Source organism: Vibrio sp. OPT20 (genome assembly GCF_963889365.1).
In the GTDB taxonomy this organism is placed as follows: Bacteria; Pseudomonadota; Gammaproteobacteria; order Enterobacterales; family Vibrionaceae; genus Vibrio; species Vibrio splendidus.
Map to the genome: position 1 here is coordinate 380,883 of NZ_CAWPOA010000031.1, position 16,275 is coordinate 397,157.

The 16,275-nt window shown below is 45.2% G+C and carries 15 protein-coding genes; 7 read left to right on the forward strand and 8 right to left on the reverse strand.

Going from position 1 to position 16,275, the window contains the following annotated elements; translation table 11 throughout:
- Positions 1-36 precede the first annotated feature (36 nt).
- Positions 37-879 carry an endonuclease/exonuclease/phosphatase family protein gene (locus AACR09_RS02870; RefSeq protein ID WP_193835988.1) on the forward strand — a complete coding sequence of 281 codons (843 nt, stop codon included), beginning with the start codon at positions 37-39 and terminating at the stop codon, positions 877-879.
- Positions 880-979: 100 nt separating this feature from the next.
- Here the strand turns inward: AACR09_RS02870 and AACR09_RS02875 are convergent, their stop codons facing one another.
- From AACR09_RS02875 to gloB, 3 genes are all read right to left on the reverse strand, one after another.
- Positions 980-1,666, reverse strand: coding sequence for a YIP1 family protein (locus AACR09_RS02875; RefSeq protein WP_004734331.1), 687 nt, complete (start codon positions 1,664-1,666; stop codon positions 980-982).
- Positions 1,663-3,237 (reverse strand): LysM peptidoglycan-binding domain-containing protein, encoded by a 1,575-nt coding sequence (locus tag AACR09_RS02880; protein ID WP_193835989.1) that lies wholly within the window; start codon positions 3,235-3,237, stop codon positions 1,663-1,665. The genes AACR09_RS02875 and AACR09_RS02880 overlap by 4 nt, the downstream gene beginning before the upstream one ends.
- A 70-nt stretch (positions 3,238-3,307) precedes the next feature.
- Entirely contained in the window at positions 3,308-4,066 is a 759-nt protein-coding gene (gene gloB / locus AACR09_RS02885; protein WP_004734329.1) for a hydroxyacylglutathione hydrolase, read from the reverse strand.
- Positions 4,067-4,119: 53 nt separating this feature from the next.
- Here gloB and AACR09_RS02890 point away from each other — a divergent pair, with 53 nt between their 5' ends.
- Complete coding sequence (locus AACR09_RS02890; RefSeq protein WP_004734328.1) at positions 4,120-4,902, forward strand: class I SAM-dependent methyltransferase; 783 nt, start codon at positions 4,120-4,122, stop codon at positions 4,900-4,902.
- A 138-nt stretch (positions 4,903-5,040) separates the two neighbouring features.
- On the opposite strand, the gene rnhA is transcribed toward AACR09_RS02890, so the two are convergent.
- On the reverse strand, positions 5,041-5,505 hold the full coding sequence (gene rnhA, locus AACR09_RS02895; protein WP_004734327.1) for a ribonuclease HI: 465 nt from the start codon (positions 5,503-5,505) through the stop codon (positions 5,041-5,043).
- A gap of 56 nt (positions 5,506-5,561) precedes the next feature.
- On the opposite strand from rnhA, the gene dnaQ reads away from it, so the two are divergent.
- Positions 5,562-6,329 (forward strand): DNA polymerase III subunit epsilon, encoded by a 768-nt coding sequence (gene dnaQ, locus AACR09_RS02900; protein WP_193835990.1) that lies wholly within the window; start codon positions 5,562-5,564, stop codon positions 6,327-6,329.
- A gap of 9 nt (positions 6,330-6,338) precedes the next feature.
- On the forward strand, positions 6,339-7,586 hold the full coding sequence (locus tag AACR09_RS02905; protein ID WP_193835991.1) for a TIGR03503 family protein: 1,248 nt from the start codon (positions 6,339-6,341) through the stop codon (positions 7,584-7,586).
- 162 nt (positions 7,587-7,748) lie between these two features.
- Here the strand turns inward: AACR09_RS02905 and fadE are convergent, their stop codons facing one another.
- Positions 7,749-10,214 (reverse strand): acyl-CoA dehydrogenase FadE, encoded by a 2,466-nt coding sequence (gene fadE, locus AACR09_RS02910; RefSeq protein WP_193835992.1) that lies wholly within the window; start codon positions 10,212-10,214, stop codon positions 7,749-7,751.
- Positions 10,215-10,541: 327 nt separating this feature from the next.
- Between fadE and lpcA the strand changes: the two genes are divergently transcribed.
- Complete coding sequence (gene lpcA / locus AACR09_RS02915; protein ID WP_017084137.1) at positions 10,542-11,117, forward strand: D-sedoheptulose 7-phosphate isomerase; 576 nt, start codon at positions 10,542-10,544, stop codon at positions 11,115-11,117.
- Positions 11,118-11,182: 65 nt separating this feature from the next.
- A complete protein-coding gene (locus AACR09_RS02920; protein ID WP_193835993.1) occupies positions 11,183-12,028 on the forward strand; it encodes a class II glutamine amidotransferase in 846 nt (281 codons plus the stop codon).
- Between the two features lie 160 nt (positions 12,029-12,188).
- On the opposite strand, the gene purN is transcribed toward AACR09_RS02920, so the two are convergent.
- Positions 12,189-12,875, reverse strand: a complete 687-nt coding sequence (gene purN / locus AACR09_RS02925; protein WP_099426121.1) for a phosphoribosylglycinamide formyltransferase — start codon at positions 12,873-12,875, stop codon at positions 12,189-12,191.
- A 120-nt stretch (positions 12,876-12,995) separates the two neighbouring features.
- The gene (purM, locus tag AACR09_RS02930) at positions 12,996-14,036 is read right to left on the reverse strand and encodes a phosphoribosylformylglycinamidine cyclo-ligase (protein ID WP_004734319.1); all 1,041 of its coding nucleotides are present in this window, start codon (positions 14,034-14,036) and stop codon (positions 12,996-12,998) included.
- A gap of 169 nt (positions 14,037-14,205) precedes the next feature.
- Between purM and upp the strand changes: the two genes are divergently transcribed.
- A complete protein-coding gene (gene upp / locus AACR09_RS02935) occupies positions 14,206-14,832 on the forward strand; it encodes a uracil phosphoribosyltransferase (protein ID WP_004734318.1) in 627 nt (208 codons plus the stop codon).
- Between the two features lie 150 nt (positions 14,833-14,982).
- Here upp and AACR09_RS02940 read toward each other — a convergent pair whose 3' ends face one another.
- On the reverse strand, positions 14,983-16,221 hold the full coding sequence (locus AACR09_RS02940; protein WP_004734317.1) for a uracil-xanthine permease family protein: 1,239 nt from the start codon (positions 16,219-16,221) through the stop codon (positions 14,983-14,985).
- Positions 16,222-16,275: the final 54 nt, after the last annotated feature.

Consider the following 16,275-nt stretch of genomic DNA (forward strand, 5'->3'; position numbering starts at 1 on the left):
TTTATCGCTCCTTTTTCATTTCTGGTAGGGTGCTGTATGTGTAAGAAAACCATCATTGTTATCACGCTATTGATAACGCTTGCTGTCGTTAGTTTTCATTTTATCTTCGTGATCCCGAATAAACCCAACCTGATCACTTCCTCTCAAAGTACCAGTAACGACATCTACAGTTGTTACCAAAACTCTGCACCGAAAGCGATTGATGTGTCTGATGGTTTAGACATTACGGTGTGGAATATCTACAAGCAAAACCGAAATAATTGGCAGAGTGAGTTAAATAAGCTGTCGGCAGGTAGCGATTTAGTCTTGCTGCAAGAAGCGAGTATGACAGTAGAGCTTCGCCAATGGGTGACAAGCGGCCAGTGGGGAAGCACTCGTGTGAATGCGTTTGAGGCCTTTGAACAAAGTGCTGGCGTACTTAACTTAGCGACGCATTTACCGATCGAAGCTTGTGCTTATACTCATGAAGAACCTTGGCTTCAATTGCCTAAATCGGCGCTTTGGTCGCGTTACCAACTAAGCAATGGCGAAGAGTTGGCTGTGATTAATATCCATGCTGTGAACTTTACCTTTGGTACGGAAGATTACGAGGCTCAGCTCAAGAGCTTAACTGACAATCTGCAAAAGTATCGTGGGCCTGTTATTTTTGCTGGGGATTTTAATAGCTGGAGTGAGGCTCGCTTTGCGGTATTGAAAGGCGCGTTGGAACAGGTCGGTTTGACGGAGGTTGCCTTTGAACCGGATAACCGAACTCAGTTTATGACAGGATTGGTGCTCGACCATGTGTTCTATCGAGGGCTAGAGGTAGAAAAAGCAAAAGCGCCCATTACGGACGCTTCTGATCATAACCCTATGCGAGTGACCTTTAAGGCTAAATAGTTATTAGCTATTGGAGCTTAACCATTCGCACGGTGGTTACGTTGGGTAATCTAACGGAGCAAATAGGCTAGAGAGTTTTCGCTAGCCTAACCTCTTCAACTTAAAATATTAAAATGTAGAGCGCCCAGATTAGGTAGTAGCCAACCCATGGCAAGCCAGAGATGACCAATGCTTGACCACGTTCAAACTCAGTCCACGTTAATACGGCTGCATAACCCAACACGATATACCATGGTAATAACAGTGGTAAAGAGCTGGCAAACTGCGACCAATCATTGGTCAGTGGTAACTTGATTAAGCCGTTTAAGCTGTTCAAGTCAGCAGCGTAGCTCATCACTTGTCCATGCTTGAGTATCAGGCTTGCGTAGCTTGCTACATCACCTAAAACAGCCGGAAATATCACAACTGATGCTGCTGCAAACCATCGCCAAAAGCTATGTTGATGCTGGCTTGGTTTGGTTGCTAGGTTAAACCAGAATGCCAACAGAATGATGGTTAACGTACGGCCAAACACATCGCTGATGATTTCACTGGCGAGTAGGGTATTACTGTCAAGTAACGCCAATTGGTCAGGGTTCGTTTGAGCCAGTTGTTGTGACAATTCTGCACTTAACCATGCAAAATCTACATTCGAAAAATAAGCACCCCAGAATAAAAACGGGCTGAGCATTAATACGACGTAGGGTTGCCATCCCCAAGCACTTCGCTGATAAAGCGCTAAGAAACAAGCTGTTGGTGAACGGAATATATCCAACAGCATGACGAGTGGGTTACTTGACGGGTTCATACACTTACCTTAGTTACATCAACATACAGCTTCAGTTTTTGTCCTGGCTGTAGGTATTTCTTGTTCTGCAAAGCGTTCCATTTTACAACATCTGCGCTTTTTACTTTGAACTTTGATGCAATACCGCTGACTGTGTCACCTGATCTTACGTTATAAAAGACAGTTCGGATGATGGCACCGTCGGAACTATTCTTCCAAATGACCAGTTCTTGACCAATTCGAAGCGTGTCGCGTGGCCCCATACCATTCCACTTAGCAAGTGATTGATGAGATACCTTATTTGCGCGTGCAATCGTCCATAGGCTGTCACCACTTTTTACGGTATGACTAAGCTTATATTGACCTCGACTCTTCGACTGTGTGCTTGCTAGGCGATTTGAAGCGCTTAGTGCGTATGTCTTGTCGTCTTTGGTGGATGTTGGGATAAGTAAGTGCTGTCCAATACGAATATTGTTGTTGCTCAAACCGTTTGCAGAGCGGATCACTTTGCTGGTGGTGTTATATTTGCTTGCGAGCACGCTAATGCTGTCACCAGACTGAACCTTGTAACGCACCAACTTCATGCCTTTGCCTTTATTGGCAGCGACTTCTTTGTTGAATTTCTCAACAGAGCCTAGGGGAAGCAATAATTGCTGATGCTTTTCAGGTGCCGTCGCCCATTGGTTATAAGCGGGGTTGTAGCCTTGCAGTTCTTTGACTGGAATACCTGCGTAGCTTGCAGCAATCGCTAAATCAAGCTGTTCGTTTGGGTTAACCAAGGCCAGTACTGGCTTGTTTGGAATCGCAGGGATATCGATGCCATACTTTTCTTGGTTGGCAATCACATCAGCTAGAGCAAGCAGTTTAGGTACGTAGCTGCTGGTCTCTTTTGGTAAGTCCAAAGAGAAGAAGTCGATTGGCTTACCCAGCTTCTTGTTCTTGCGGATAGCACTGTTTACACGACCGCCGCCACTATTATAGGCAGCAATGGCATGGTTCCAATCGCCATCGAAACGTCGGTTAAGGTCTGAGAGGAAATCCAATGCGGCGTCAGTAGAGGCAGCCACATCACGACGACCGTCGTACCAGAAGTTCTGTTCAAGTCCGTAGTCTTTGCCTGTGCCAGAAATGAATTGCCATAGACCTGCTGCGCTGCCATGAGAGTAGGCAAATGCATCGAAAGAACTTTCTACAACGGGTAATAGTGCCAATTCTAGTGGTAAGCCTTTTTCTTCAATCTTAGTTGTGATCAGATAAAGGAAAGGTTCAGCACGTTGTGAGACGGTTTTTAGATGACTAGGGTGTTTTAAATACCAAGTTCGGTAGTAATCAACCTTCTTTTGGTCGGGTACTTCCATTTCTAGTTGCATCGCAATACGTTTCCAAACATCTTCTTGTGTTTGTGGAGTAACGACAGGTGCTTCAACTTTTTGATCTTCTTTGGCTGCTGCTTCTGATGAAGCGTTCGCTTGAGAAACTTCTTTAGTAGGAGATGTGTTGGTTTGCTCGGAAGCTTGGTCTGGATTCTCTGACTGAGTTAATTGGCAACCAGAAAGTAGTAATACCAAAGCCCAGCTGTACTTAACTCGCATGTTACAGCCTTTTTAATTAACGGCCGGTGATAATACTTGCCACCCCCTATGAGTGACAAGTCTGTATTTGTTAAAATTCGTTCTTCCACGCACGTAAAGCGGTAAATACCGATAAAGGATCGGTCTGCTCAGTACGATTAGATACTGATTTCACTACACTTGGCTCGGTATAGCGCAAGAAAGGGTTCACAAACTTCTCTTGTCTCAAATTTGTGGGGATGGTCGACTTATTCTGAGCTCGCAGTCGGTTCACTTGGTCGCGATATTGCTGCAAATGTTGGTTGTCAGGCTCAACAGCCAGTGCGAAAGCGATGTTCGCGGCGGTGTATTCATGAGCACAGTAAACCTCGGTTTCTTGAGGCAGTGCTGTGATCTTGTTCAGTGCATCAAACATTTGCTGTGGCGTGCCTTCCATGATTCGACCGCAGCCTGCTGAAAACAGCACATCGCCACAAAATAGTTTGGCATCGCCCACATAACCAATGTGACCAGCGGTGTGGCCACTGAGCCCGAGTACTAAAAAGACTTCACCAAACAATTCTAATTGGTCACCATCATCAACGGGGTGAGTTAAGGTCGGGATCGGTTCATTCCTTGGACCCACAACATCGATGCTTGGAAACTGTCTGACTAATTCTGGAACGCCACCAATGTGATCATGGTGGTGGTGTGTAATCAAGATTGCATCTAAAGTTAGCTCATGATGTGCTAAGTACTCTAACACTGGAGCCGCATCACCAGGGTCGACGACAGCACAACGACGATCGCTATTTTGAATCAGCCAGATGTAATTGTCGTTAAATGCAGGTATGCTTTTGATATGTAACATTATTGATTCTCCAGTCACTTTTAGTGAGACAGAATAAGTGAGACAGGTTATTGATGAAGCCAGCACGTAGCAGAAAGAAGTTTGAGCGTCCTTACACTTGGGCACAATTGCACAATGGGGACTGGTTGAGAGAATCTATTCAAACTCGACTCGATGAGTGGTGCCCAAAGCTATTTGGTTACCATATGCTCAAGCTTGGCGGTCTCAGTAGTGAGATTTCTAGCTGCACATGCAACATTCAACATCAAGTAAACCTAGATATCCAGAACCCATTACATAATGTGATAGCGGATGTCTATAATTTACCCTTTTTGGAGAAAAGCTTTGATGTTGTGGTGCTGAGTCATCAGTTAGATTATAGCAATGACCCGCATCGATTATTGAGAGAAGTCGACCGAGTGATGATGGACGATGGTTATATCATCATTACTGGCTTCAATCCGTTTAGTATTACCGGACTCGCAAGTTTACTGCCTTGGCGAAAGAACAGCTTGCCTTGGAGTGGACGTATGTACACGCCAAACCGAATTAAAGACTGGTTAGGTGTATTGAACTACGAAGTGATTCACTGCGATACCTATGCACTATTTCCGATGAGTAAGTATCAGGCGATGTGGACGTGGTTGGAGAATAGTTTAGGCGGCTGTGCTTCCTTTGCTGGTAGCCAATACTTTATTGTTGCTCGTAAACGAACTTACCCACTTAAGCCTATTAAGCCACATTGGCACCTTAAGCGACGTTTCTCTCCGGTTGGAGCAAGCTTTAGGACCAATACGCGTCGTACCATGGATTCAGCTAAAGCTTCATATCCGTTGAAAACAGAAAAAGCCGACTAGTAGTCGGCTTTTCATCTATTAATTAGGTTAATCAATTATCAACTAGTTTAAGAAGCTATCAATCAGGTTAAGAAACTATCAATCAGGTTTGGAAAGTATGAATCTGTTTCTGAAATCTGCATCTCATTTAAAATACGGTTAGCTTGGTTGATAGCCCGTATCTTCTTGAGTCGGATTCTCCGCTGCATTTCGCGCTAAATCATCACACATTTCATTTTCTCGGTGCCCAGCGTGTCCTTTAACCCAGCGCCAATCAACACTATGACGAGCAGTTTCTTTATCGAGCCTTTGCCACAGGTCTGCGTTTTTAACCGGTTTCTTGTCGGCGGTTTTCCAGTCACGCTTTTTCCAGTTGTGGATCCACTGTGTGATGCCTTGGCGAACGTATTGGCTATCCGTGGTCAGAATTACAGAGCAAGGTTCCTTGAGTGCTTGGAGAGCGATGACAGCTGCGAGCATTTCCATACGGTTGTTGGTCGTTAGTGTAAAGCCTTCGGCTAGTGTCTTTTCTACTTTTTTATAGCGAAGTACGATGCCATAGCCACCAGGACCTGGGTTGCCTAAACAAGAACCGTCAGTGAAAATTTCAACTTGTTTCGTCATGATTTGATACTATTACCTCAAGCACATTATCGGCATAGTCTGACACAGTTATCCTTATGAATACCAGTAGCACTCCAGAACAAAACACGAACGAAAAAAACAGTTCGGACGAAAATAAGCGCATCATTGTACTCGATACCGAAACCACCGGTATGAATACAGAAGGTGGCCCTCACTATATAGGGCATCGCATCGTTGAGATTGGTGCGGTAGAGATCATCAACCGTAGGCTGACCGGGCGTCACTTCCACGTCTATATAAAGCCCGATCGTGCGATTCAAGAAGAGGCGATTGGCGTTCACGGTATTACCGATGAATTCTTGATTGATAAGCCAGAATACCAAGACATACATAAAGAGTTTCTCGACTTTATCAAAGGTGCTGAGCTGGTAGCTCATAACGCGCCCTTCGATACGGGCTTTATGGACTATGAGTTTGAGAAGCTCAACCCAGCGATAGGTAAAACGGATGACTACTGTAAAGTTACCGATACCTTGGCCATGGCGAAGAAGATATTTCCAGGCAAAAGAAACAACCTAGATATCTTATGTGATCGTTACGGTATTGATAATTCGCACCGTACCCTCCACGGCGCATTGCTCGATGCGGAGATCCTAGCCGACGTCTATTTATTGATGACGGGTGGGCAAACTTCGCTGCAATTTAACGCCGGGCAAAAGGAAGGTGAAGGTGAAAGTATACGAAGAGCAGAAAGTGGTCGAAAATCCCTAAAGGTTTTACGAGCTACGGCCGATGAAGTAGAAGCGCATCAAAGTCGTTTAGACCTCGTCGAGAAAAGCGGAAGCTGCCTCTGGCGTCAGTAGGGAGAAAGTATGTTAAGGGTATTGGCTACCGGTTGCTTATTGTTGTTAAGCTTTAGCTTACATGCGGCAACAGAATCCGTAATGAGTTTATTGGACAACCGTTTTCGAGTTGATCCCAGTATTGAACAAGTCACCTTTGTGATTTATCGAGCCGATAACTCTAAACCTGTCGTTTTGGTTCGTCCGGATGGCAACAAATACTACTCTTGGCGCAATGCTGATAATGTCCGCTGGTACGAAGAATCGTCCATGGACATTATCTCTATCGACGATCCGATGCCAGGCCCTTGGCAAGCGGTAGGTAAAGTCTCACCTAAGAACAACATCAAGCTATTGTCTCACCTTGTTTTGGATGCCAATGACTTCCCAGACAAACTGTATCAAACCGAACACATTAAATTTACGGCTCGTTTGACCTCTGACGGCAAGCCTCTTGTGCTGCGTGATTTTTTAGATCGCGTGAAACTTAAGGTCACTTTTACTAAGTTCGTTGAAAATGAAGAGTCTTTAGTGAGAGAGGCGCGCCCAATTCCGGTTGTGATGGGCGAGTTTGCCGACGATGGCAGTGGTCTTGATGAAAAAGCCGGAGATGGCGTTTTCACTGTGTCGTTGCCGATTGATATTGAGCCAGGTAAATACCGCGCGCGTATTACTTCTGGCAATGGTGTGTTCCTGCGAGCGCAAGAGCAAGAAGTTTTGGTGTACCCAACACCGATCACTACAACCTTCATTCAGTCTCGAAAAGAGGGGCAGCCTCATACGATTGTCGTTTCAGGGGAGCCGGGCATGATTGCGCCGAGTTCGTTAGCGGTTCATGTTGAACACAAGGCTCCGGATGAATACCAAATGTATAAGCAGGGCCAAGCTGAAGTCGATGCAATGAAAGTCGCTTTAGAGGTGCCTTATAATGGCGATTTGGGGATTTATAACTGGTCGGGGATGGTTTACGCCACTGATGCCTCAAGCCAACGTCCATTGATCTTTCCCATTACTGAGCACTCGTACAGCGTTGTTGAAGATATCGACTTAGCGGAGTCACGACGCCTGCAAGAAGAAGCGCTTGCTGAGCAAAAGCGTATCGCAGCAGAGTTGATGATACTTCAGAAGCGAGAAGATGACAGACAGCGCAGTATGATCATTATTGCGGTGGGTAATGTGGTCGCGATTCTATTAGGTTTATTGATTTGGTTTGTGGTTCGTCGGGTAAAGGCGAAGAAAAAAGCTCAACCAGAGATGCAGCTTAAGGCTCCTAAGTAACTCGCCGATATCATTAGAGTTGTCTTGAGAGAGCAAACTTCGAGAGAACAAATCTCGAGAAAGTAAGCCTCGAGAATGTAAGCATTAAAATTTGTGACAACGATGTCATGACCAAAAAAAACGGGACTCATAGGAGTCCCGTTTTTGTTTCTTTTTCTAACCTTAAGCGACGTTATCAATCGATTGGTCTGGGTACTGAGACTTTGCTGCAAGCTCCTCTGGAGAGAAGTCGTCAACGTTAATCGTGTACAGTCTATGTTCCTCGGCGCTAATCAGCAGAACTGCCTCTTCTTGCGTTAAGATGCCTTTCTCTAGCCCTAATTGAGCAACAAGGTCTAGTCGTAAGAAAGCGCGCTTTTGGTGCGTCTCTTTGCAGACTTTGTCGAATAGAGGTTCTGCTTGAAGAATAACTTCTAACGCTTTTTCAATCTTACCTACTGGGTTGTATTCAGTCGCTTCCAAGTATTGGCCACGGCCGATACGAGAACGCGTTTCGCTTGGCGTTTGTAGAATGTGCGCGACTTGGCTGTCCAGTTTGTCGTTTGGTGCACGACGAATGCGACCGAATGGCATCAATACAACACGAAGTAAACGGCCAATCACAGGATTAGGGAAGTTCGCTAGGAACTCATCAATCGCAACTTCAGTCTGACGTAAACTATCTTGCATACCCCAATGTACTAACGGTAAGTCTTCAGCGTGGCTGCCTTCACTTTCGAAGCGCTTAAGTGTTGCTGAACCTAGGTACAGTTGGCTTAGGATATCGCCTAATCTTGCTGATAGGCGCTCTCTGCGTTTCAGTGAACCACCCAAAACGGCCATTGAAATGTCAGAAAGTAGCGCTAAGTTGGCACTGTAGCGGTTCAATTTTTGGTAGTAGCGTTGAGTTTGTTTGTCCGCTTTATTCGATGGTGTTGGCGTGTCTGAGCCTCGACCATCAGTTAAACCAAACCACACACTGCGGACTAGGTTGCTCATCGTAAAGCTAACGTGTCCTGCTAACGCTGAATCAAACTTATCCAGTGCATCACTGCTTTCAGAATAAGCGGCTTCCATTTCATTCAGTACGTAAGGATGACAACGAATTGCACCTTGACCATAGATGATCATCGAACGAGTTAGGATGTTGGCACCTTCCACGGTAATCGCGATTGGCGCGCCTTGGTAGCTACGAGCTAAGAAGTTTGATGGACCTAAACAGATGCCTTTACCACCGACGATATCCATTGCATCGATGATGCTGCGTTGGCCACGGTGAGTACAGTGGTACTTCACAATTGCTGAGATAACCGAAGGCTTTTCGCCAAGATCGATACCTGCAACCGTTAGGTTACTCGCCGCATCCATTACGTAGGCATTACCTGCTAGGCGTGCAAGCGGCTCTTCAACCCCTTCCATGCGACCAATAGGTTGTTTGAATTGGCGACGAATACGAGCGTAAGCACCGGTTGCAAGCGCGGCCGATTTAATGCCGCCCGTTGAGTTTGAAGGCAGTGTGATACCACGACCAACAGATAGACACTCAACCAGCATACGCCAGCCTTGTCCTGCCATCTTCTGGCCACCAATGATGAAATCGATAGGAACGAAGAGATCATCACCTTGGGTTGGGCCATTTTGGAACGGTACGTTAAGTGGGGAGTGACGATTACCAATCTTCACGCCTTTTAAATCTGTAGGGATAAGCGCGCAAGTGATACCGAGCTCTTGCTTGTCACCAAGTAGGCCGTCTGGATCTCGTAATTTAAACGCAAGTCCCAATACTGTTGCGACAGGTGCAAGGGTAATGTAGCGCTTGTTCCAAGTGAGGCGCATACCTAGAACTTCTTCGCCTTGCCATTGACCTTTGCATACTATGCCGTAATCGGGGATTGAACCGGCATCTGAGCCTGCTTCTGGGTTAGTTAGGGCAAAACAAGGGATCTCTTTACCTTCCGCTAAGCGGGGTAGGTAGTGGTTTCTTTGTTCTTCTGTACCGTAGTGCTGCAATAGCTCACCGGGGCCTAACGAGTTAGGCACGCCGACGGTTGATGATAATACGCTAGAAACGCCCGTTAGCTTTTGTAGAACCAAAGACTGAGCGTAAGCCGAGAACTCTAAACCGCCATATTTTTTCTTGATGATCATTGCGAAGAATTTATGGTCTTTCAGGTATTGCCATACTTTTGGTGGCAAATCAGCCAGCTCATGCGTTACTTGGTAATCATTGACCATTTCACACACTGTATTTACTGGACCATCTAAAAATGCTTGCTCAGCTTCAGACAGCTTAGGGTCAGCGATGTTTTGAAGTTTCTTCCATTCAGGCTTGCCTTTGAACAGCTCAGCTTCCCACCACACAGTACCCGCTTCTAATGCTTCCTTTTCTGTCTGAGACATTGCAGGCAGTACTTTTTTAAACAAAGAAAGTGCTTTTTGACTGATGATGGTCTGACGAATTGCCGGTACAGCAAAAATCGCAATGGCTAAGAGATAGCAAAGCCAGCCAGTGACAGCTGCGCCGCCAAACAGTGTTAATGCTACCATTGTGCCGGTTAATACGATTAATGCGCGTACTAGGCTAACTCTATGGTAAAGACAGACGCTTAAGACTGCTGTCATGCCGAGTAGGGAGAGCAATATGTTCATGATCGATTTCCTTTTCAGAGATCACTTATTGTCATTAAGTTTAGGTAAGAGGTCTAACCAGTCAAGTGTAAACAAAATATTAAATATTTGTAAAACTCTAAAGTGGATAAAAAGTGATCTCAATAGAGTTAAAGTTCTAATTATGAGAGGTTGGTGGCGAATATTTGGGCGGATCGGCAGCGACAGGCTAATAAAGGTGGCAATCTTTGGGCTTAAGTGTCGACACTATTTCATGTTTGTGGGTAAACTCAGGTAATAGAGGGAAAAACCCTCAGCTCTCATTTCACGTACTTTAAGTTGCGTAAAAAAATATAAGAGATAAGCCTTATGTACCAAGACCTAATCAAAAGTGAATTGAACGAAGCTGCTGACGTTCTTAACAAATTCTTGAGTGATGACCATAACATTGCTCAAATTGAAGCTGCTGCAAAGATGATTGCTGACTCATTCAAGCAAGAAGGCAAAGTGCTTTCTTGTGGTAATGGTGGCTCACACTGTGACGCGATGCACTTCGCGGAAGAGCTTACTGGCCGATACCGTGAAAATCGTCCAGGCTTCGCTGGTATTGCGATTTCAGACCCTAGCCATTTATCTTGTGTAAGTAACGACTTTGGCTACGACCACGTATTTTCTCGTTATGTAGAAGCCGTAGGCCGTAAGGGTGACGTGTTGTTTGGTTTGTCGACTTCAGGTAACTCTGCCAACATTTTGAAAGCGATTGAAGCTGCTCAAGCTAAAGGTATGAAAACCATCGCGCTAACCGGTAAAGATGGCGGTAAAATGGCAGGTTGTGCCGATATCGAAATTCGAGTTCCACATTTTGGTTACGCTGACCGCATCCAAGAGATTCACATTAAGATCATCCACATTGTGATTCAGCTTGTTGAAAAAGAAATGGAATAATAGTTTTAAAGACATTTGGGGCCCAACTTAGGCTCCATTGGTTTTGATAGGGAGTAGATTAAACCATGTGTGAATTGCTCGGTATGAGCGCGAATGTGCCAACTGATATTTGTTTTAGCTTTACTGGTCTTATGCAGCGTGGAGGCAATACCGGCCCGCACCGCGATGGCTGGGGTATTACTTTCTATGAAGGAAAGGGTTTCCGTACGTTTAAAGATCCTAACCCTAGTTGCGAATCCAAGATCGCTGAGTTGGTTCAAAACTACCCAATTAAAAGTCAAGCTGTTGTCAGTCATATCCGTCAAGCTAATCGTGGTGGCGTTAATCTAGAAAATACTCACCCATTTACCCGTGAGCTTTGGGGACGATACTGGACCTTCGCCCATAATGGCCAATTAACGGATTACGATGATCTGATTAGTGGTCGTTTCAGACCGGTCGGTGAGACGGACAGTGAACTGTCTTTCTGTTGGTTAGTGAAACAACTAGAAGATCGTTTTCCTGAGCCACCTCAAGACATGGAAGGTATGTTTCGCTTTGTCGCTGAGTGTTGTGATCAGCTAAGAGAGAAAGGCGTCTTCAACATGTTACTCAGTGATGGCGAGTACGTGATGACCTACTGTACGAATCATTTGTACTGGATAACAAGACGCGCGCCTTTTGGTAATGCGAGCCTGATTGATGAAGATGTTGAGATAAACTTCCAAGAAGAGACCACGCCGAATGATGTGGTCACGGTGGTAGCAACTCAGCCTCTAACATGCAATGAAGAGTGGTTTAGAATGAAGCCGGGCGAATACGCGTTGTTTCATTTTGGTGAGCTGATCGGCAATAACCATAAAGCATTGGAAGATGTTGCTTATGCACCTAAAAAGGTTGCAAGCCAAGCACCAACTGAGCCATTGAGCTAAACGCTCCGAATAGCATCATTTTTGATCCGAACAAAAGAAAGGCCGCTTGCTGAACTAATAAGTCAGTAAGCGGCCTTTTTGTTTTCTGATTTTTAAGGGCTGCTCTTCAGTGATTTACTTTTTATTCCGTGATTTACTATTGCGAGAATAGCTATACGAATTACTCTTCTGCGTAACCGTGATTACCTAATACTTTACCGTCTAAGACAGCTTGACCGTTTACCATCGATAAACGATCTTCGGCAAACCATTTACAGACCATAGGGTAAATGCAGTGTTCTTGAGTCAGCACTCGACTTGCTAACATGTCAGCATCATCATCTTCAAATACTGGCACCTTAGCCTGTAAGATCACAGGGCCTCCATCGAGTTCTTCGGTAACAAAGTGAACGCTGGTGCCGTGTTCTTTGTCTTGCGCATCAATGGCACGCTGGTGGGTGTGTAGGCCTGGGTACTTAGGTAACAGAGAAGGGTGGATATTGATCATTTTACCCGCGTAATGACGAACAAACTCTGAACTCAGAATACGCATATAGCCCGCGAGTACAATCAGGTCGGGTTGGTAAGCATCGATCTGAACCATCAATTCATGATCAAACTCTTCACGGGAGTTAAATTCTTTTGGATTCACTGAGTGAGCGTCAACACCTGCTGATTTTGCACGCTCTAGACCAAAAGCATCCGCTTTATTTGAGAAAACGGCCTTAACAGAGGCGTCAATCGTGTGGCTGTCACAGGCATCCAAAATGGCTTGCAAGTTACTTCCGCTTCCTGAGACTAAAACGACGATGTTTTTCTTAGAGTGACTGTTATTCATAGAATGGCTGTTCTTCATAGAGTGGGTCATGCGATTGGTTAACCGAAGTATTTACAATGTACCTACATAAACTAAGGTTTTCTGCGGGCTAAATAGCAAAATGAGGACCATAAGGTCCTCATTGATTAACTAAGTAAGTGAGCGTATCACTTATTTGATTTCTACTTGCTCTTCGCCAGCTTCAGAGTTTGCGATCTCACCGATAACCCAAGCGTTTTCGCCTTCAGCTTTCAGTAGTTCAACAGCAGCGTCTGCTTGATCTTTAGGTAGAGCAACAACTAGGCCTACACCACAGTTGAAAGTGCGGTACATTTCAAATGTTTCCACGTTCCCTTTCTCTTGTAGCCAGTTGAAGATAGCAGGCCATTCCCAGCTTTTTCCGTCAATCACTGCTTTAGTGCCTTCAGGAAGTACGCGTGGGATGTTTTCCCAGAAACCACCACCTGTGATGTGCGAGATAGCATGAATGTCATGCTCAGCAATCATCTTAAGTGCCGATTTGATGTAAATCTTAGTCGGTTCTAGTAGGTGCTCACCAATAGTACGACCTTCTAGCTCTTCACTTTTATCAGCACCAGAAACTTCTAGAACTTTACGAATTAAAGAGTAACCGTTTGAGTGTGGACCACTTGAACCAACAGCGATAAGTGCGTCGCCTGCTGCTACTTTAGTGCCATCGATGATGTCAGCTTTTTCGACGACACCAACACAGAAGCCTGCAACATCGTAGTCATCGCCTTCGTACATGCCCGGCATTTCAGCCGTTTCACCACCGATTAGTGCACAGCCAGCTTGAACACAACCTTCAGCGATACCAGAAACAACGTCTGCTGCTGTATCTACATCTAGCTTACCTGTTGCGTAGTAGTCTAGGAAGAATAACGGCTCACCACCTTGAACGATTAAGTCGTTCACACACATTGCCACTAGATCGATACCAATGGTGTCGTGTTTTTTCAGATCCAAAGCAAGGCGAAGTTTAGTACCAACACCATCAGTACCTGAAACAAGTACTGGCTCTTTGTATTTCGTTGGAAGTTCACATAGGGCGCCAAAGCCACCAATACCGCCCATTACTTCAGGGCGACGAGTGCGTTTAACAGCACCTTTGATACGGTCTACTAGTGCATTACCTGCGTCGATATCAACACCAGCGTCTTTGTAGCTTAGAGAAGAAGTATTACCACTCACGGGATAGTCCTCGAACTTAAGTTGGATGTGAAAACGGCGCTATTCTAACAGGGCTTGATTACCAAGAGCAAACGTTTGCGCGGTTTTTTTTATTAGAATAAAGATTCTGAAATAACCCCACAGTTCGTGTATAATCTACAGGTTTGTTTAAATATTGCCGGAGTTGGAAATGAAAGTTGTTGAAGTGAAACACCCGCTAGTAAAACATAAAATTGGCCTGATGCGTGAAGGTGACATTAGCACTAAGCGTTTTCGTGAGCTAGCGACAGAAGTGGGTAGCCTTCTAACATACGAAGCGACATCAGATTTTGAAACTGAGCGTGTGACGATTAACGGTTGGAACGGTCCAGTAGAAGTTGACCAAATTAAAGGTAAAAAAGTAACTGTAGTGCCAATCCTACGTGCTGGCCTAGGCATGATGGACGGCGTTCTTGAGCACATCCCAAGTGCACGTATCAGCGTTGTTGGTATCTACCGTGACGAAGAAACGCTTGAGCCAGTACCATACTTCAACAAGCTTGCATCTAACATCGACGAGCGTATTGCTCTAGTGGTAGATCCTATGCTTGCGACGGGTGGTTCTATGATCGCGACTATCGACCTTATGAAAGAGAAAGGTTGTAAGCACTTTAAGATTCTTGTGCTTGTTGCTGCTCCTGAAGGTATCGCTGCTCTAGAAAAAGCGCACCCAGATGTTGAGCTGTACACGGCTGCAATCGATGAGAAGCTAAACGACAAGGGCTACATTGTTCCTGGTCTTGGCGATGCTGGTGATAAGATCTTCGGTACTAAGTAATTCAGTTTCGGTTTAAGTTAATTTAAAAAGTTTTTAAACTTAACTGAACCTGCTTAATTAGCCGTATAAATAAAAGGGAGAGCATTCGATGCTCTCCCTTTTTTGATCTTGTTAGGTTGTGATTCTTTTGAATCTAGCCTTACCGATAAATTAATCGATTTGAGCTTTGTCTACTACGGTGTTGTCGCCTAATTCTTCTGGAAGGACTAGGTTAAGTAGGATTGCCACGATACCGCATAAGCTTACGCCCTGTAGGCTAAAGTCGCCGATGCCAAATGCCATGCCGCCAATACCAAAGACTAACGTAATGCCGACAATCACAAGGTTGCGTGATTTGTGTAGGTCAACTTTGTTCTGAATTAGAGTATTCAAGCCTACCGTTGCGATTGAACCAAACAGTAGAATCATGATGCCGCCCATCACAGGAACTGGGATCGTTTGTAATAGAGCGCCTAGCTTACCTACTAATGCTAGAACAATCGCTGTTACTGCTGCCCAAGTCATGATCACTGGGTTGAATGCTTTAGTCAGCATTACAGCACCCGTTACTTCACTGTAGGTTGTATTGGGTGGCGCGCCCAGCATAGAAGCGGCAATCGTTGCCACACCATCACCAGTAATAGTGCGGTGTAAGCCTGGCTTCTTAAGGTAGTCTTTACCGGTTACGTTCGAGATAGCAAGCATGTCGCCCACGTGCTCAACAGCAGGTGCAATTGCCACAAACACCATAAAGAAGATAGCGTTGATGTTGAACTCTGGTGCAGTGAAGTTTGGTAGTGCTAACCAAGCTGCTTGAGCTACGGGGGTGAAATCAACTACGCCGTATACCAAGCTCGTTACATAACCCGCAACAATGCCACCAAAGATAGGCAATAATTTAAGGAAGCCTTTCGAGAAAACACTGATGACAATCGTCACTAGCAATGAAATAGACGAGATCCATAACGCGGCGTCTGCATCGATAAGTTGAACCGCACCATCGCCGGTTTTGCCTAGCGCCATGTTTACTGCAACAGGCGCAAGACCTAAGCCGATAACCATGATCACAGGGCCAACCACCACGGGTGGAAGCAGTTTATGGATGAAGGCTACGCCACGCACTTTAATCAACGCGCCCATTAATACATACACAACACCAGCTGCCATTAGGCCGCCCATGGTTGCACCGACCCCCCAAGTTTGAATACCAAACATGATAGGCGCGATGAATGCAAAAGAAGACGCTAAGAAGATAGGCACTGAACGGCGTGTAATAAGTTGGAATAAAAGGGTACCGATACCCGCGCCAAAGAGTGCAACGTTGGGATCGAGTCCAGTCAGTAGCGGCACTAATACAAGCGCACCAAAAGCTACAAACAGCATTTGTGCACCTTGCAGAGCATTCTTCATGTTATGTCCTTAAAAATGGTCGTTATATGAAAAGTGAAAAATAAAATTCGCGGG